Below are 17,500 nucleotides of genomic sequence, written 5' to 3'. Positions count from 1 at the left end.
TACCGGCGCACCCGACCGGGGCACGGGGGCGCGCGGGCCTCCTGGGGACGGCGCGCCGCGCGGGCAGCCTGGGACCGCGCGGGACGCCGCCTAGGCTCTGCCCCCGTGCCTGTGGAGTCGCTCGAGTGCAGAAACCGTTCCCGAGCGACTCCGACGGTGGGGGGCTGAGCGGCGTGGGCTGGTTCGAGGCCGTCGTCCTGGGGCTGGTGCAGGGGCTGACCGAGTTCATCCCCATCTCCTCCAGCGCGCACCTGCGCGTGGTGGGGGAGGCCTTCGGCTGGGACGACCCGGGAGCGGCCTTCACCGCGATCATCCAGATCGGCACCGAGCTCGCGGTGCTGCTGTACTTCCGCACCGAGATCTGGCGGATCATCCGTCAGTGGACGCTCGCGCTGTTCCGGCGGGAGCTGCGCGGCGACCCCGACGCCCGGATGGGCTGGCTGATCATCGTCGGCAGCCTCCCGATCGTCGTCCTCGGCCTGCTGTTCCAGGACGACATCGAGACGACGCTGCGGGACCTGCGGATCGTCGCCATCTCGCTCGTGCTCTTCTCGCTCATCCTGTTCTGGGCCGACCGGGTGGGCCGCAAGCAGCTGGAGCTGCGCGACCTCACCGCCCGCTCCGGCATCGCCTTCGGCTTCGCGCAGGCCATGGCGCTCATCCCCGGTGTCTCCCGCTCCGGCGGCACGATCACCGCCGGCCTGTTCCTCGGCTTCAGCCGGGCGGCGGCGGCCCGCTACTCGTTCCTGCTCGCCATCCCGGCCGTGCTCGGGTCCGGCGGCTTCCAGACCTACGAGGCCCTGGCGGGCGAGACCGAGGGGGCGCCGATCGCCTGGGGCCCGACGATCCTCGCGACGGTCGTCGGGTTCGCCGTCGGCTACGTCGTCATCGCGTGGCTGCTGCGCTACCTGGACCGCGGCAGCTTCACCCCGTTCGTCGTCTACCGCGTCGTCCTCGGCCTGGCCCTGCTCGCGCTGGTCGGCGCCGGCGTCCTCGACCCGCTGCCTCCCGAGACCAGCCCCTGACCAGCGCCTAGGCTCGGGGCCGTGACCACCGTCATCCTGCTGCGGCACGGCCGGACGACGGCCAACACCGGCGGCGTCCTCGCCGGCTGGACCCCGGGCGTGCAGCTCGACGAGACGGGCCAGGCGCAGGTCGCCGCGGTCGCGCAGCGGCTCGCCCCGGTGCCCCTGGCCGCGGTGGTCAGCAGCCCGCTGGAGCGCTGCCAGGCCACCGCCGGCGCCGTCCTCGCCGGACGGGACCTGGAGCTGCAGACCGACGACCGGCTCGGCGAGGCCCGCTACGGCGACTGGACCAACCGGCCGATCAAGGAGCTGGTCAAGGAACCGCTGTGGAAGGTGGTCCAGGCCCACCCGTCGGCCGCGGTGTTCCCCGGGCCGGAGGGGGAGGGGCTCGCGCAGACCCAGGCCCGGGCCGTCGCCGCCGTCCGCGAGTGGAACGCGCGGCTGGGCCCCGACGCGGTGTGGCTGGCCTGCTCCCACGGCGACGTGATCAAGGCGGTGCTGGCCGACGCCCTCGGCCTGCACCTGGACCAGTTCCAGCGGATCGTCGTCGACCCCGCCTCGATCTCGGTGGTCAGCTACACCGAGACCCGGCCGTTCGTGCTGCGGGTCAACGACTCCGGCGGGGACGTGGGCGCCCTGGTCCCGCCGCCGAAGAAGAGGGGACGACGCCGCCGCGCGGCCGACTCCGACGCCGTCGTCGGCGGCGGCGCGGGCGCGACCGTCTGACCCGCGACCGGCGGCGGTCCGTCAGCGCTCCCGCGTAACCTGGCAGCGTGCCGCGCCAGGTCCACCTCTTCGAGCGCCCCTCCCGCTTCGTCGCGGGGACGGTGGGCCAGCCGGGCGACCGGACCTTCTACCTGCAGGCGTCCGACGACGCCGGCCGCGTGGTGAGCGTCGCGCTGGAGAAGAGCCAGGTGCAGGTGCTGGCCGACCGGATGGCCGAGCTGCTCGACGAGGTCGCCACCCGCCCGGGCGCCGTCGTCCCGCCGGACGCCGACGTCGACGACCTCGACCCGCTCACCGCCCCGGTCGACGAGGAGTTCCGCGTCGCCGCGATGGGCCTGGCCTGGGACGCCGAGCAGCAGGCCGTCGTCGTGGAGGCCGTCGCCGCCGGCGAGGAGCCGATCGAGGAGGACGCGATCCTCTCCGACAGCGACGAGGGCCCCGACGCGCTCCGCGTCACGATCGCGCCCGGCGCCGCGCGGGCCTTCGTCGCCCGCGCCCGCCGGGTCATCGCCGCCGGCCGGCCGGCCTGCCCGCTGTGCTCGCTGCCGCTGGACCCGACGGGCCACGTCTGCCCGCGGCAGAACGGCTACCGGCGCTGAGCCGGTCGACGAGGCCCCGGTCCGTCCCCCGATGAGCGAGCAGCCCGCCGCCGACCCCGGCCTGCGCGGTCCCGACGGCGCCGCCGAGGCGCGGTCGCTGCTGGTCGACGGCGAGATCGACCTCGAGGGCCGCATGCTCGACGCCTCGAACGTCACCCTGTTCGGCACCGTCCGCTCCGGCGAGCTCACCGCGGAGTGCGTCTACAAGCCGGTGGCGGGGGAGCGGCCGCTGTGGGACTTCCCCGACGGCACCCTCGCCGGCCGGGAGGTCTCCGCGGCGCTGGTCTCGGAGGCGACCGGCTGGGACGTCGTCCCCCCGACCGTGCTGCGCGAGGGCCCGTTCGGCCCCGGCATGGTGCAGCTGTGGATCGACGGCGACGAGTCGGTCGACCTGGCCGCGTTCGTCCGCACCGACCATCCCGGGCTGCGCCGCATGGCGGTGTTCGACGCGGTGGTGAACAACGCCGACCGCAAGGGCGGGCACATCATCCCGACCGTCGAGGGCCACGTGTACGGCGTCGACCACGGCATCTGCTTCTCGCCGGACCCGAAGTTGCGCACGCTGCTGTGGCGCTGGGCGGGCAAGCCGCTGCCCGTGGCCGCGCTGGAGGTCCTCGAGCGGCTGGCCGACGACCTGCGCGGCGACCTCGGCGAGCAGCTCCACGAGCACCTCACCCGGCGCGAGGTCCGCGCCACCCAGCAGCGGGTCGCCGAGCTGCTGCGCACACAGCTGCACCCCGAGCCCAGCGGCGAGTGGCCCGCCCTGCCCTGGCCGCCATTCTAGAAGGACCACCATTCCCCCCCACGACTCGCAGGCTCGCCGCGGGACCCTGGAGGCTGGCCGTTCCAGCACGTCACCATGGGGCCATGCCGCACCGCTCGCGACTGTCGATCCTGCTGCTGGACCTGCCGCCGGAGCACCACGCCGCGGGGACGGCGTTCTGGGCCGGGGCCACCGGCCGCAGCGCCACCCCGGACCCGACCGACGCCGACTGGGCGACCCTCGGCTCGTTCGCCGACGGGTTCCACCTCGAGGTGCAGCGCACGCGGGAGGGGACGCCGCCCCGCTGGCACGTGGACGTCGAGAGCGACGACGTCGAGGCCGAGGTCGCCCGGCTGGAGGCCCTCGGCGCGCGCCGGCACCGCGACATGGGCTCCTTCTGGCAGATGACCGACCCGGCCGGGCTGGTGTTCTGCGTGGTCGGCGTCCAGACCGGCGCGGAGTTCGAGCGGCACGCCGTGACGTGGCCGTGAGCACGACCACGGTGTCGGCCGTGCTGGCCGCACCGCGCGACGCCGTCCACCGCGCGCTGACCGAGCCGGCGCTCATCGCCCGCTGGCGGTACCCCGAGGGGATGCGCAGCGAGGTCGAGGAGCTCGGTGACGGCGGGCTGCGCGTCACCCTCACCTACGACGCGCCGGACGCCCGCGGCAAGACGACGGCGCACAGCGACACCTACCGCGCCCGCTTCACCCACCTCGTGCCCGGCGAGCTCGTGGTCGAGGTCGACAAGTTCGAGACCGACGACCCCGACCTGCGCGGCGAGATGACCACGACCGTGACCCTGCGCGACTCCCCGGACGGCGGCACCGAGCTCACCGCCGTCCACGAGGGGGTGCCGGCCGGCATCGACCCGGAGCAGAACGAACTGGGCTGGCGCATGGCGCTGGACCGGCTCGCCGCGCTCCTCGACGGCTGAGCCGCCGATCGCCCGGGGAGGGCGTCGGCACTCGCAACTAGGCTCGGGACGTGCTCTCCTGGCCCGCCCCCCTCCTGCCGACCCTGCCGGGCACCGGCCCCGCGCTGAAGCTGCACGACACCGCGCGCGGTGAGGTGGTGGCCACCAGCCCCGACCGTGTGGCCCGGATGTACGTCTGCGGCATCACGCCCTACGACGCGACGCACCTGGGGCATGCCGCCACCTACCTGGCGTTCGACCTGGTCAACCGGGCGTGGCGGGACGCCGGGCACGCCATCCACTACGTGCAGAACGTCACCGACATCGACGACCCGCTGCTGGAGCGCGCCGACCGCGACGGCGAGGACTGGGTCGTGCTCGGCATGCGGGAGACCGCGCTGTTCCGCGAGGACATGACGGCGCTGCGGGTGCTGCCGCCGGACGACTACGTGGGCGCGGTCGAGTCGGTGCCGCGGATCGTCGCGCACATCGAGGACCTGCTGGACGCCGGCCTGGCCTACGCGCTGGACGACGGCACCGGCGACGTCTACCACGACGTCGCCCAGGCACCGGGTTTCGGCGGCGAGTCCCGCTACGACGAGGCGACCATGCTGCGGTTCTTCGCCGAGCGCGGCGGCGACCCCGACCGCCCCGGCAAGCGCAACCGGCTGGACCCGCTGCTGTGGCGCGGCGAGCGGCCGGGCGAGCCGTCGTGGCCCGGTCCGCGAGGCACCGCCGGCCGGCCCGGCTGGCACATCGAGTGCGCCACGATCGCGCTGGAGACCATCGGCATGGGCTTCGACGTGCAGGGCGGTGGGAGCGACCTGGTGTTCCCGCACCACGAGTTCTCCGCCGTCCACGCCGAGGCCCTCACCGCCACCAAGCCCTTCGCCCGCGCCTACGTGCACGCGGCGATGATCGGCCTGGACGGCGAGAAGATGAGCAAGAGCCGCGGCAACCTGGTCTTCGTCTCCAAGCTCCGCGGCGAGGGCGTCGACCCGATGGCGATCCGGCTGGCCCTGCTGTCCGGGCACTACCGCACCGACCGGGCGTGGACGCCGCAGCTGCTCGCCGACGCCGAGGAGCGGCTGGACACCTGGCGGCAGGCGGTCGCGCGGCCGGCCGGAGCCCCCGCCGCGGCGGTGCTGACCGGGCTGCGCGAGCGGCTGTCCGACGACCTCGACAGCCCCGGCGCCCTCGCCGTCGTCGACGCGTGGGCGGCCCGGACGCTCGCGACCGGGGACGACGCCGACGTCGAGGACGGCGCCCCGGCGATCGTCGGCGACGCGGTCGACGCGCTGCTCGGGATCTCGCTGCGGGACTCCTGATGAGCGCCTTCCGGCTCACCGACCGCGCGGCCCGCGAGCGGGCGGAGGATGGGCTGGCGCCGGCGGCGAGCCGGGCGGCGGCCAGCCGCGGCCGGGCGCGGCCGGAGCCGGAGGACGACCTGCGCACCGCCTTCGAGCGGGATCGCGACCGGATCCTGCACGCCAAGGCCTTCCGGCGGCTCAAGCACAAGACCCAGGTCTTCCTGAACCCCGACGGCGACCACTTCGTCACCCGGCTGACCCACACGCTCCAGGTCGACCAGGTGGCCCGCGCACTGGCCCGGGCGCTGGGACTCAACGAGACCCTGGCCGAGGCCATCGCGCTCGGCCACGACCTCGGGCACTCGCCGTTCGGCCACATCGGCGAGGACGCGCTCGAGCCCTACGTCCCCGGCGGCTGGCACCACGCCGCCCAGGGGGTGCGGATCGTCGAGGTGCTCGAGGACCTCAACCTCACCTGGGAGGTCCGCGACGGCATCCGTGCGCACAGCTGGAAGATCACCCCGCCGCCGGCCAGCCGCGAGGCCGAGTGCGTGCGCTACGCCGACCGGATCGGCTACCTCTCCCACGACGCGCTGGACGCCGTCCGCGCCGGCGTGCTGCGCCCCGGCGACCTCCCGGCCAGGGCGCGGGCGGTGTTCGGCGAGCCGGGCAGCGCGATGGTGGGGGCGATGATCGACGCCGTCGTCGCCGGCTCGCTGGCCGACGGCGGCCGGGTGGTCATGGCCGCCGAGGCGCTCGAGGCGATGCACGAGCTCCGGGCGTTCATGTTCGAGCGGGTCTACGCGCACGAGACCGCCGCGGGGCAGAAGCAGCTGGCCATCGACGTCATCCGCCGGCTGGTCGACCACCACCTGGCCCACCCCGAGCTCATCCCGGCCACCTACCGCGACGCGGGCGCCGACCTCACCACGCAGGTCGTCGACCACGTCTCGGGCATGACCGACCGGTTCGCGCTGACCACGCACGACCGGCTGTTCGACGGCGACGCCACGGCGCGGATGCGCCCGCTGCTGCCCGCCGCCTGAGGCCCGGGGCGGCTACTCCACCACGCCGATGTGCACGGTGCCGTCCTCGGCCACCCGCCATCCGGGGTTGTGCGCGACCTCCCAGCGGACGCCGGCCGGGTCGGTGACGTAGGCGTGGAAGCCGCCGAACGCCGCCGGCTGCGGCTCCTTGACCGGCCGGGCCCCGGCGGCGACGGCGGCGGCGAACACCCGCCGGACCTCCTCGGGGCCCGCCACGTTGTGCGCCAGCGTGAAGCCCCCGCCGGGGACGACGGCCTCGGGAGCCACGCCCATGTCCGCGGCCAGGTCGGCCGCGCCGAAGAGCGCCAGGAGCAGCCCGGAGTTGACCTGGACGAAGAGCACCTCGCCGGGCACGTCGAGGGCCGGCGTCCAGCCGAGACCGTCGACGTAGAAGCGGCGGGCGGCGTCCAGGTCGGGGACGGCGACGGTCAGCATGTCCAGGCGCGGCTCCATGCGGCCACCCTGCCCCACCCCACCGACACCCCGGGGAGCACTTCGCGCGCGAGAGGCTCTAGCTGGTGCCGCCGCGGCGGCGGAGGTACCGCTCGAACTCGCGGGCGATGGAGTCGCCGTTGGCCTGCGACAGGTCGACCTCGGTCGCCCGCTCCTCCAGGGAGCGGACGTACTCGACGACCTCGTCGTCCTCCTGCGCCATCTCGTCGACGGTCTTGACCCACTCCTCGGCCTGCACGGGGAGGGCGCCGAGCGGCACGGTCACCTCCAGCACCTCCTCCACCCGCTGCAGCAGCGCGACGGTGGCCCGTGGCGAGGGCGGCTGGGAGACGTAGTGCGGCACGGCCGCCCAGAAGCTGATCGCCGGCAGCCCGGCCTGGACGCAGGCGTCCTGGAAGACGCCGAGGATCCCGGTCGGCCCCTCGTAGCGGGAGGTCTCCAGGCCCCACTTCTCGGCCGTCTGGGTGTCGTAGGCCGAGCCGGTCACCGGCACCGGGCGGGTGTGCGGGGTGTCGGCCAGCAGCGCTCCGAGGCCGACGACGGTGGTGGCCCCCAGCTCCTGGCACAGCTCGATGAGCTCCTCGCAGAAGCTGCGCCACCGCATGTTGGGCTCGATGCCCCGGATGAGGACGACGTCGCGTTCGCCGCCCGGCGCCCGCGCCACCGAGATCCGGGTGGTCGGCCACTCGATCCGCCGGCTCACGCCGCCGACGAGGGAGACGGTGGGCCGGTTGACCTGGAAGTCGTAGTAGTCCTCGGGGTCGAGCGCGGCCAGCGGGGTGGCGTCCCAGATGAGCTCCAGGTGCTCCAGCGCCCCGGTGGCGGCGTCGCCGGCGTCGTTCCAGCCCTCGAAGGCCACCACCACCACGGGGTCGGTGAGCTCGGGCAGGTCCTCGGACGGGGACTTCGGGTCCATCACCCCTGGAAGCCTACGTCGGCCGGGCGCCGGCGCCGTCCTCCCGCGCCCGTCCGAGTGACCGCGCCGGGCCCGCGCGGGATGAGACCATGGACCACGTGCCCGACACCCCCCGCGACCTGCGTCCGGACGCCACGGCCGAGCTGACCGCGCTGCTGCGCGAGCGCATCCTGGTGCTCGACGGGGCCATGGGCACCGCGATCCAGCGCGACCGCCCCGACGAGGCGGGCTACCGCGGGGAGCGCTTCGCCGACTGGCCGAGCGACCTGCAGGGCAACAACGACCTGCTCAGCCTCACGCAGCCGCAGATCATCGCCGGCATCCACCGCGAGTACCTCGAGGCCGGCGCCGACCTGATCGAGACGAACACGTTCAACGCGAACGCGGTCTCGCTGCGCGACTACGACATGGCCGACCTCGCCTACGAGCTGAACGTGGCCTCGGCCCGGCTGGCCCGCGCCGAGGCCGACGCGATGACCGCCCGGACGCCGGACCGGCCCCGCTTCGTCGCCGGCGCCCTCGGCCCGGCCAACCGCACGGCCTCCATCTCGCCGGACGTCAACGACCCCGGCGCCCGCAACATCAGTTTCGACGAGCTGGCCGAGGCCTACCTCGAGCAGGCCAACGGCCTGGTCGACGGCGGAGCCGACGTCCTCCTGATCGAGACGATCTTCGACACCCTGAACGCCAAGGCCGCGATCTTCGCGGTCGAGACGCTGTTCGAGGAGCGCGGCCGCCGCTGGCCGGTGATGATCTCCGGCACCATCACCGACGCCTCCGGCCGCACGCTCACCGGCCAGGTCACCGAGGCGTTCTGGTACTCGGTGCGGCACGCCCGGCCGCTGACCGTCGGCCTCAACTGCGCGCTCGGGGCCAAGGAGATGCGGCCCTACCTGGCCGAGCTGGCGCGGCTGGCCGACACCTTCGTCTCCTGCTATCCCAACGCCGGCCTGCCCAACGCCTTCGGCGAGTACGACGAGGCGCCCGACGACATGGCCGCCGTCCTCACCGAGTTCGCCGGCGCCGGCCTCATGAACGTGGTCGGCGGCTGCTGCGGCACCACCCCGGCCCACATCGCGGCCATCGCCGCCACGGTCGAGGGCGCCCCGCCACGGACGCCGGTGGAGAGCCGGCCGGCGCTGCGGCTGTCGGGTCTGGAGCCGTTGACCGTCGACGAGGACTCGCTGTTCGTCAACGTCGGCGAGCGCACCAACATCACCGGCTCGGCGCGCTTCCGCCGCCTCATCCGCGAGGGCGACTACGGCGCCGCCCTCGCCGTGGCCCGCCAGCAGGTCGAGGCCGGCGCCCAGGTCATCGACGTCAACATGGACGAGGGCATGATCGACGGCGTCGCGGCGATGGACCGCTTCCTGAAGCTGGTCGCCGCCGAGCCCGACATCTGCCGGGTGCCGGTGATGGTCGACTCCTCCAAGTGGGAGGTCATCGAGGCCGGCCTCAAGTGCGTGCAGGGCAAGTCGATCGTCAACTCGATCTCGCTGAAGAACGGCGAGGAGGAGTTCGTCGCCCAGGCCCGGCTGTGCCGCAAGCACGGCGCCGCCGTCGTCGTCATGGCCTTCGACGAGCAGGGCCAGGCCGATGACCTCCAGCGGCGCAAGGAGATCTGCCGGCGCGCCTACGACATCCTCGTCGACCAGGTCGGCTTCCCGGCCGAGGACGTCATCTTCGACCCGAACGTCTTCGCCGTGGCCACGGGCATCGAGGAGCACGCCAACTACGGCGTCGACTTCATCGAGGCCACCCGCTGGATCAAGCAGAACCTGCCCGGCGCGCTGGTCTCCGGCGGCGTCTCGAACGTCTCGTTCTCCTTCCGCGGGAACAACAAGGTCCGCGAGGCGATCCACGCGGTGTTCCTGTTCCACGCGATCGCCGCGGGCATGGACATGGGCATCGTCAACGCCGGGGCGCTCGAGGTCTACGACGAGGTCCCCGAGCTGCTGCGCGAGCGGATCGAGGACGTCGTCCTCAACCGGCGGCCGGACGCCGCCGAGCGGCTGCTGGAGATCGCCGGCGACTTCGCCGGTACCGGTGAGGTCGCGGAGGCCGCCACCGAGGAGTGGCGCTCGCTGCCGGTGGGGGAGCGGATCACCCACGCCCTGGTGAAGGGCATCGACGAGTTCGTCGAGGCCGACACCGAGGAGTTGCGCGTCGAGATCGCCGCCCGCGGCGGCCGGCCCATCGAGGTCATCGAGGGGCCGCTGATGAGCGGCATGAACGTGGTCGGCGACCTGTTCGGCGCCGGCAAGATGTTCCTGCCCCAGGTGGTCAAGTCTGCCCGCGTGATGAAGAAGGCGGTCGCCCACCTCATCCCCTACATCGAGGCGGAGAAGCAGCCCGGGGACGCCGAGCGCAGCAACGGCAAGGTCGTCATGGCCACCGTGAAGGGCGACGTCCACGACATCGGCAAGAACATCGTCGGCGTCGTCCTGCAGTGCAACAACTACGACGTCGTCGACCTGGGCGTGATGGTGCCCGGGCAGAGGATCCTGGACGCCGCCAAGGCCGAGGGCGCCGACGTCATCGGCCTCTCCGGGCTGATCACGCCGTCGCTGGACGAGATGGTGAACCTGGCCACCGAGATGGAGCGGCAGGGCTTCGACATCCCGCTGCTCATCGGCGGAGCGACGACGTCCCGCGCGCACACCGCGGTCAAGGTCGCCCCGGCGTACCACGGCCCGGTCATCTGGGTGAAGGACGCTTCGCGCTCGGTGCCGGTGGTCGCCGCGCTGCTGTCGGACGAGCAGCGCCCGGGCCTGCTGGCCGGCGTGGAGACCGAGTACGAGCAGCTGCGCGAGCGGCACGCCGCGCGGCAGGACACCCGTGCGCTGATGTCGCTGGACGCCGCCCGCGAGGCCGCGCCCGCGCTGGACTGGTCGGCCTACAGCCCGCCGCGGCCGCGGATGCTGCTCCAGCAGGCCAAGGACGTCTGCACCGGGCCGGACTGCGACCACCGCCACGAGGTGGCCACCCAGTTCGTGAAGACGCTGCCGGACTACCCGCTGGCCGAGCTGCGCGAGTACATCGACTGGCAGCCGTTCTTCAACGCGTGGGAGATGCGCGGCCGGTTCCCCGACATCCTGCACAACCCCGCGACCGGAGAGGCCGCGCGGCGGCTGTACGAGGACGCGCAGGCGATGCTCGACCGGATCGTCGACGAGCGGTGGCTGCGGGCCAGCGGCGTGTTCGGGCTGTTCCCGGCCAACCGGGTCGACGGCGAGGACATCGAGGTCTACACCGACGAGACCCGGCGCGAGGTCCGCACCACGCTGCACCAACTGCGCCAGCAGACCGAGGGCCGCGACGGCTCGGCCCGCAAGTCGCTCGCCGACTTCGTCGCGCCGAGGGAGACCGGCCTGCGGGACTACGTCGGGGCCTTCGCGGTGACCGCGGGTCTCGGGTCGGCCGACCGGGTGGCGGCGTTCAAGAAGGACTACGACGACTACAGCGCGATCCTGCTGGAGTCACTGGCCGACCGGCTCGCCGAGGCCTTCGCCGAGCGGTTGCACGAGCGGGTGCGCCGCGAGTTCTGGGGATACGCCGGCGACGAGCGCCTGGACAGCGGCGAGCTGATCGCGGAGAAGTACCGCGGCATCCGCCCCGCACCGGGCTACCCGGCCTGCCCCGAGCACACCGAGAAGCGCACGATCTGGGAGCTGCTCGACGTCGAGGCGGCCACCGGGATCGAGTTGACCGAGAGCATGGCCATGTGGCCCGGCGCCGCGGTCAGCGGGCTGTACTTCGCCCACCCCGACTCGCGGTACTTCGTGCTGGGCCGCCTGGGGCGCGACCAGGTCGAGGACTACGCGCGGCGCAAGGGCTGGACGCTGCGCGAGGCCGAGCGCTGGCTGTCGCCGAACCTGGGGTACCGCACCGACGACGAATGAGGTCAGGCGGTGGCACCGGCGAGGAGCAGCCGGGCCACCGCCTCGACCCGCTCCACGGCCTCGTCCAGCGTCGCCCGCCCGGTGACCAGCGCGGTCACCGCGTTCATGAGGACCGCCTCGAGACCGCGACCGACGACCGGCACCGTCTCCGGCGGCAGCCCGTCGAGCAGCTGCTCCATGACGGCGGTGCTGCGGGTGCCCATCTCGGCCAGCGTCTCGACGACGTCGGGGTCGCCGGAGGTCTGCATGAGCACCATCAGCGCGCCCATGTGCGGGTTGCGGTGGAACGCCCGCAGGGCCCGCCGCAGGTAGGCGGCGACCAGCTCGGACGGGCCGGCCTCGGTCGTCCGGCCGGCCGCGGCCATCCGCTGCATCAGCGGCTGCTGCCACTCCGCCAGCGCCGCGGCCAGCAGCTGCTCCCGGGACCGGAAGTACTTGTAGGCGGTGCCCAGCGCCACCCCGGAGCGCTCGGCGACCTCGCGCATCTGCAGGGCGTGCGGGCCCACCTCGGTGACGATCTCGACCACGGCCTCGAGCAGCCGCGCGCGGCGGGCCAGCTGGCGTGCGGTCATGGCCTCCCGCGGCAGGGGAGCGGGAGTCTCGACGCCGGTCACATCCGCAGACGGTAACGGCCGCCGCAGCGGGGGAGGGGCACCACCGCGGGTCCCTGCCCCTCCCGGGGGAGCCCCACGGCGTCCTTGACGGGGATAGAACGGTGTTCCAAAGTGGGCGGGCCGGAGCGTCGCCCGGTCCCCACCGCCGTCTGCGAGGTAGCCCCATGCCCGGCCCGACCGACCTCCCGGTCATCGACACGCTCATCGGCTTCCCGACCGAGGGCTCGGCGCAGTACGACTTCATCCGCCGGCAGACCAAGGACGCCGCCTCGAAGGCGTCGCACATGCCGGCCGAGTACATGTTCACCGACGTCCCGACCGCCTCGCCGACCTCGGACCCGGTGTCGATCACGCTGCACGAGATGGACCGCTTCGGCGTCGAGAAGGGCATGGTCCACGTCAACGGCGAGGTCGCCGCCCGGGCGGTGACCGACCACCCCGACCGGTTCCTCCCCGCCGGGGTGGTGAGCGACCCCAACGACGTCATGGGCACCGTGCGCGCGCTGCGGCAGCAGTACGAGGAGCACGGGATCCGGGCGACGACGGTCTTCCCGGCCGGCACCTTCCCGCAGGTAGCGATCGACGCCCCGCAGATGTACCCGGTCTACGCGACCTGCGTGGAGCTGGGCATCCCGATCTTCGTGTGCGCCGGCGTCCCGGGGCCGCGGGTGCCCTACGAGGTGCAGGAGGTCGGTCGGATCGACCGGGTGATGTTCGACTTCCCCGACCTGGTGTTCGTCACCCGCCACGGGTGCGAGCCGTGGGAGGAGCTGGCCGTCAAGCTGATGCTCAAGTGGTCGAATCTGTACTACTCGACCTCGGCGTTCGCGCCGAAGTACTACCCGAAGGCGATCGTCGACTACGCCAACAGCCGCGGCGCGGACAAGGTCATCTACGCCGGGTACTTCCCGGCCGGGATGTCGCTGGAGCGGATCTTCCGCGATCTGCCGTCGGTGCCGTTCCGGGACGAGGTCTGGCCGAAGTTCCTCCACGGCAACGCCGCCCGCGTGCTCGGCCTGGACGGCTGAGCGTGGGCATCGCGCTGCTCGACGAGCACGTCGCGCTGGCCGACTCGGTCGCCGGGGTGGCCGCCCGCTCCCTCCCGGTGGCCGGCACCCGCGCCGCGCTCGCGGAGCTCGCCACCGGAGCCCGGCCGGCGGGTTGGGACCGGCTGCACGCCCAGGGCCTGCTGTCGCTGCACCTGCCCGAGACCGCCGGTGGGGACGGCGCGGGGCTCGCCGCGCTGGCCGTCGTCGTCGAGGCGGCCGGGCGGTCGCTCGTCCCCGGCCCCTTCCTCCCCACCGTGCTGGCCGGCGCGCTGCTCGCCCGGCACGGCGGATCGACGGCGGCCCTCACCGCCCTCGCCGGCGGGGCGACCGGCTGCCTGGCACTGGCCTCCGGCGGGATGACCGCGCGGGAGGACGACGGCGGCTGGGTCCTCTCCGGGTGCAGCGAGCCGGTCCTGGGCGCGCTGGCCGCCGAGGTCGTCGTCCTCGCGGCACGGACGACGGACGGCGAACGGTGGTTCCTGCTCGACGCCGACCGCGCCGGGCGGCTGGTCCGGCAGCCGGTCGAGGGGGTCGACGTCACGCGGGACGTGGGCCGGCTCGAGGTCGCGGAGCTGTCCGTGCCGGCCGACGCCGTCCTCGACGTCGGCGCCGACGAGGTGCGCACGCTGGCCGAGCTGCTGTTCAGCGCGGAGGCCGCGGGGCTGGCGCGGTGGTGCCAGGAGACCGGGCTGGCCTACGTGGGTGTGCGGGAGCAGTTCGGCCGCCCGGTGGGGTCCTTCCAGGCGATCAAGCACAAGTGCGCCCGGCTGTTCACCCGCACCGAGCTGATGGCCGCCGCCGTCTGGGACGCGGCCACCGCCGCGGACGAGGGGGCCGACCAGTTCGCCCTCGCGGCCGCCTGCGCCGCGGAGACCTGCGTGGCCGACGCCGTCGACCTGGCCCTGGACACCGTGACCCTGCTCGGCGGCATCGGCTACACGTGGGAGCACGACCTGCACCTGTACTGGCGGCGGGCGATCGGCCTCGCCGCGCTCCTCGGTCCCCGGGTGAACGGTTCGCTGCGGCTGGGGGAGCTGGCGCTCACCACCGCGCGCACCGGCGCCCTGGAGCTCGACGACGAGCCGGCCGGTCTCCGCGAGCGGGTGGCGGCCGACCTCGCCCGGATCACCGCACTACCCGAGGCCGAGCGGCGCCGCGCGCTGGCCGACGCCTGCCTCGTCGCACCGCAGTACCCGGCGCCCTACGGCCTGGGCCTGGACCCGGTCGGGCAGGTCGTCGTCGCCCAGGAGTACGAGCGGGCCGGGCTCGAGCAGCCCTCCACCGTCATCGGCGAGTGGGCGCTGCCGACGCTGCTGGCGCACGGCACCGACGAGCAGCGCGAGCGCTACGTGCTGCCCACGCTGCGCGGCGAGCTGGTGTGGTGCCAGCTGTTCAGCGAGCCCGGCGCCGGCTCGGACCTGGCCTCGCTGACCACCCGGGCGGTGCCGGTGGACGGCGGCTGGCGGCTGGATGGGCAGAAGGTGTGGACGTCGAAGGCGCAGCTGGCCGACGTCGGCATCTGCCTGGCCCGCACCGACCCCGAGGCGCCCAAGCACCGGGGGCTGAGCTACTTCCTCGTCGACATGCGGGCGCCGGGGGTCCGGATCCGGCCGCTGCGCGAGGCCAACGGGCAGTACATGTTCAACGAGGTGTTCCTCGACGGCGTCGTCGTCGGACCGGAGGCCCTGGTCGGGGCGCCGGGCGAGGGCTGGCGGCTGGCCCGCACCACGCTGGGCAACGAGCGGGTCTCGATCGCCACCGGGCGCTCCGGCGGCGGCGGTCCCGGGGACCTCGCCGCGCACGCGCGCGCCGCCCTCGACGCCGGCACGGACCGGTGGAGCGTGCTGCGCGACCTCGCGGCGCTCACCGCGCGGACGTCGGCCCTGGAGGCGCTCGGCCGCCGGTCCCTGCTGCGGCGCCTGGCCGGTGGACCGCCGGGTGCGGAGGCCAGCGTGCTCAAGGTCGGCTCCGCCGAGCACCACGCCCAGGTGACGCGGACGGTGCTCGGCTGGCGCGGTCCGGAGGCCGTGGAGACCGACGGGCCGGCCGCGGCGTACCTGTCCACGCCCCAGCTGCTGATCGGCGGCGGGACGGTGGAGATCCAGCTCAACGTCGTCGCCGAGCACGTGCTGGGCCTGCCCCGGGGCTGAGCCTTGTCCTAACTGAAACGCTGTTCTATTCTAGTGGCCCGGCCCGCCGCCCACCTCGGAGAGAGGCACCCCCGTGACCGACCTGCCGTTCCGGTTCTTCGACTGCGACAACCACTACTACGAGGCCCTGGACGCCTTCACCCGGCACATCGAGCCGCAGTTCCGCAAGCGCGCGATGCAGTGGGTGCAGGTGGAGGGCAGGACGCGGCTGCTGGTGGGGGAGAAGGTCAACAAGTTCATCCCGAACCCGACCTTCGACCCGGTCGCCGCCCCCGGCGTCATGGACGAGTACTTCCGCGGGCGCAACCCCAAGAGCGCCGACCCCAGCAAGCTGTTCGGCGAGCTGGAGCCGATCCGGGCCGAGTACCGCGACCGCGACGCGCGGCTGGCGCTGATGGACCGCCAGGGCATGGACGCCTGCATCATGCTGCCCACCCTGGGGGTCGGCATGGAGACCGCACTGTGCCACGACATCCCGGCGATGACGGCGGCGTTCCGGGCGTTCAACCGCTGGCTCGACGAGGACTGGGGCTTCGCGTACCGGAACCGGATCTTCGCGGCGCCCTACATCACGCTGTCGGACCCGGACAACGCCGTCCGCGAGCTCCAGTGGGCCCTGGACCGGGACGCCCGCTTCGTCGTCATGGTCGGCGGGCCGGTGAAGACGGTGCTCGGGCACAAGGCCCCGGGTGACGCGATGTTCGACGGGTTCTGGCAGCTGGCCAACGACTCCGGGATCACCGTGATCTACCACGGCGGCGACACCCTCTACACGAAGTACCTGGGCGACTGGGGCGAGAACGACTTCGCCGAGGCGTTCCGCGCCAACGCGTTCCGCAGCCTGCACTCGGCCAGCTACATGCAGGACACCATCGCCAGCCACCTGGCGCTGGGGCTGTTCTCCCGCTTCCCGAACCTGCGCATCGCCGCCATCGAGACCGGCTCGTCGTGGGTCTTCCACCTGTTCGAGAAGCTCACCAAGGCCTGGGGTCAGGTGCCGCACCTGTTCCCCGAGGACCCGCGGGAGACCTTCAAGCGGCACGTCTGGGTGGCACCGTTCTACGAGGACGAGCTGAAGAGCCTGCTGCAGCTGCTCGGGCCCGAGCACATCCTCATGGGCTCGGACTACCCACACGTGGAGGGCCTCGCCGAGCCCGCCAGCTACATCAAGGACCTGCAGAACTTCGACTACACGATGGCCGACGCCGAGAAGGTCATGAAGGACAACGGCTGGACCCTCGCCACCCGTCGCCCGGCATGACGGTGGACGGCGAGCGGACCGCGGTGTCGGTACGCGTGCACGACGCCGTGGCGGAGGTGACCCTGGTCGACGTCGGCCGGCGCAACAGCTGCAACCCCGTGCTGGTCGACCAGCTCGCCCGGGCGTGCGAGCGGCTGCGCCAGGACCGGTCGGTACACGTGGTCGTGCTGCGCGCCGAGGGGCCGGTGTTCTCGGCCGGCGGGGACGTGGACTCGCTGCTCGAGCCCTCGGGCGACCCGACCGCGGTGTACCGGGGCTTCGCGGCGCTCGCCGCGCTCCCCGTCCCGGTGGTGGCCGCCGTGCACGCGCCGGTCATCGGCGCCGGCGTCAACTTCCTCCTCGCCTGCGACGTCGTCGTCGCGGCCGAGAGCGTCACCTTCGACATCCGGTTCCTCGACATCGGCATCCACCCCGGCGGCGGCTACCTCACGCGCATGCAGGAGCGGATCGGCCGCCAGGGCACCGCGGCCCTGGTCCTGTTCGGCGACCGCATCACCGCCGAGGAGGCGCAGCGGTGCGGACTGGTCTGGCGCACCGTGCCCGACGCCGACCTCGACGAGACGGTCCGGGGCCTGACCTCGCGGGTCGCCGCCCGGGACCGGGAGCTGCTGCGCCGCACCAAGGCCACGCTGGCGCTCGGCGGCGCGCTGTCGGTCGGCCGCACGGCCGGCGAGGTCGAGCAGATCGCGCAGGACTGGTCGCAGCGGCAGCCGGCCTACCTCGAGGGCGTGGAGCGGCTGCGCGCCCGGGTGCGACCCGGCTCCTGACGG

16 protein-coding genes are annotated in these 17,500 nt (G+C 73.7%); 13 read left to right on the top strand and 3 right to left on the bottom strand.

The window, feature by feature from the left end; translation table 11 throughout:
* Positions 1 to 125: 125 nt before the first annotated feature.
* The 8 genes from DQ240_RS14200 (at position 126) to DQ240_RS14165 (ending at position 6,385) form a co-directional block, all read left to right on the top strand.
* Entirely contained in the window at positions 126 to 1,025 is a 900-nt protein-coding gene (locus tag DQ240_RS14200) for an undecaprenyl-diphosphate phosphatase (RefSeq protein ID WP_233498723.1), read from the top strand.
* Positions 1,026 to 1,046: 21 nt separating this feature from the next.
* Positions 1,047 to 1,751, top strand: a complete 705-nt coding sequence (locus DQ240_RS14195; RefSeq protein ID WP_113840252.1) for a histidine phosphatase family protein — start codon at positions 1,047 to 1,049, stop codon at positions 1,749 to 1,751.
* 47 nt (positions 1,752 to 1,798) lie between these two features.
* Entirely contained in the window at positions 1,799 to 2,350 is a 552-nt protein-coding gene (locus DQ240_RS14190; RefSeq protein WP_113840251.1) for a DUF3090 family protein, read from the top strand.
* Positions 2,351 to 2,381: 31 nt separating this feature from the next.
* A complete protein-coding gene (locus DQ240_RS14185; protein WP_113840250.1) occupies positions 2,382 to 3,134 on the top strand; it encodes an SCO1664 family protein in 753 nt (250 codons plus the stop codon).
* 83 nt (positions 3,135 to 3,217) lie between these two features.
* On the top strand, positions 3,218 to 3,604 hold the full coding sequence (locus tag DQ240_RS14180; RefSeq protein ID WP_113840249.1) for a VOC family protein: 387 nt from the start codon (positions 3,218 to 3,220) through the stop codon (positions 3,602 to 3,604).
* Entirely contained in the window at positions 3,601 to 4,050 is a 450-nt protein-coding gene (locus tag DQ240_RS14175) for an SRPBCC domain-containing protein (protein WP_113840298.1), read from the top strand. Before DQ240_RS14180 ends, DQ240_RS14175 begins: the two co-directional genes overlap by 4 nt.
* Before the next feature lie 50 nt (positions 4,051 to 4,100).
* Entirely contained in the window at positions 4,101 to 5,357 is a 1,257-nt protein-coding gene (gene mshC / locus DQ240_RS14170) for a cysteine--1-D-myo-inosityl 2-amino-2-deoxy-alpha-D-glucopyranoside ligase (RefSeq protein ID WP_113840248.1), read from the top strand.
* On the top strand, positions 5,357 to 6,385 hold the full coding sequence (locus DQ240_RS14165) for an HD domain-containing protein (RefSeq protein WP_113840247.1): 1,029 nt from the start codon (positions 5,357 to 5,359) through the stop codon (positions 6,383 to 6,385). Before mshC ends, DQ240_RS14165 begins: the two co-directional genes overlap by 1 nt.
* 12 nt (positions 6,386 to 6,397) lie before the next feature.
* Here the strand turns inward: DQ240_RS14165 and DQ240_RS14160 are convergent, their stop codons facing one another.
* The gene (locus DQ240_RS14160) at positions 6,398 to 6,838 is read right to left on the bottom strand and encodes a VOC family protein (protein ID WP_113840246.1); all 441 of its coding nucleotides are present in this window, start codon (positions 6,836 to 6,838) and stop codon (positions 6,398 to 6,400) included.
* A gap of 58 nt (positions 6,839 to 6,896) precedes the next feature.
* On the bottom strand, positions 6,897 to 7,754 hold the full coding sequence (locus tag DQ240_RS14155) for a PAC2 family protein (RefSeq protein ID WP_113840297.1): 858 nt from the start codon (positions 7,752 to 7,754) through the stop codon (positions 6,897 to 6,899).
* 119 nt (positions 7,755 to 7,873) lie between these two features.
* On the opposite strand from DQ240_RS14155, the gene metH reads away from it, so the two are divergent.
* Entirely contained in the window at positions 7,874 to 11,656 is a 3,783-nt protein-coding gene (gene metH / locus DQ240_RS14150; protein WP_369832011.1) for a methionine synthase, read from the top strand.
* 2 nt (positions 11,657 to 11,658) lie between these two features.
* Here metH and DQ240_RS14145 read toward each other — a convergent pair whose 3' ends face one another.
* Complete coding sequence (locus DQ240_RS14145) at positions 11,659 to 12,228, bottom strand: TetR/AcrR family transcriptional regulator (RefSeq protein ID WP_113840296.1); 570 nt, start codon at positions 12,226 to 12,228, stop codon at positions 11,659 to 11,661.
* Between the two features lie 206 nt (positions 12,229 to 12,434).
* On the opposite strand from DQ240_RS14145, the gene DQ240_RS14140 reads away from it, so the two are divergent.
* The 4 genes from DQ240_RS14140 to DQ240_RS14125 all read left to right on the top strand — a co-directional run bounded on the left by DQ240_RS14140 (position 12,435) and on the right by DQ240_RS14125 (position 17,497).
* Positions 12,435 to 13,298, top strand: coding sequence for an amidohydrolase family protein (locus DQ240_RS14140; RefSeq protein ID WP_113840244.1), 864 nt, complete (start codon positions 12,435 to 12,437; stop codon positions 13,296 to 13,298).
* 2 nt (positions 13,299 to 13,300) lie between these two features.
* Positions 13,301 to 15,469, top strand: coding sequence for an acyl-CoA dehydrogenase family protein (locus tag DQ240_RS14135; protein ID WP_113840243.1), 2,169 nt, complete (start codon positions 13,301 to 13,303; stop codon positions 15,467 to 15,469).
* A gap of 73 nt (positions 15,470 to 15,542) precedes the next feature.
* Positions 15,543 to 16,730 carry an amidohydrolase family protein gene (locus DQ240_RS14130; RefSeq protein WP_113840242.1) on the top strand — a complete coding sequence of 396 codons (1,188 nt, stop codon included), beginning with the start codon at positions 15,543 to 15,545 and terminating at the stop codon, positions 16,728 to 16,730.
* Positions 16,727 to 17,497: an enoyl-CoA hydratase/isomerase family protein gene (locus DQ240_RS14125; RefSeq protein WP_113840241.1), complete on the top strand. Its 771-nt coding sequence runs from the start codon at positions 16,727 to 16,729 to the stop codon at positions 17,495 to 17,497. The genes DQ240_RS14130 and DQ240_RS14125 overlap by 4 nt, the downstream gene beginning before the upstream one ends.
* Positions 17,498 to 17,500: the final 3 nt, after the last annotated feature.

The sequence above is a fragment of the Blastococcus sp. TF02A-26 genome (assembly GCF_003319125.1).
Lineage (GTDB): Bacteria > Actinomycetota > Actinomycetes > Mycobacteriales > Geodermatophilaceae > Trujillonella.
Note: the sequence above shows the minus strand (reverse complement) of the source record. Positions and strands in the feature narration are given on the sequence as shown.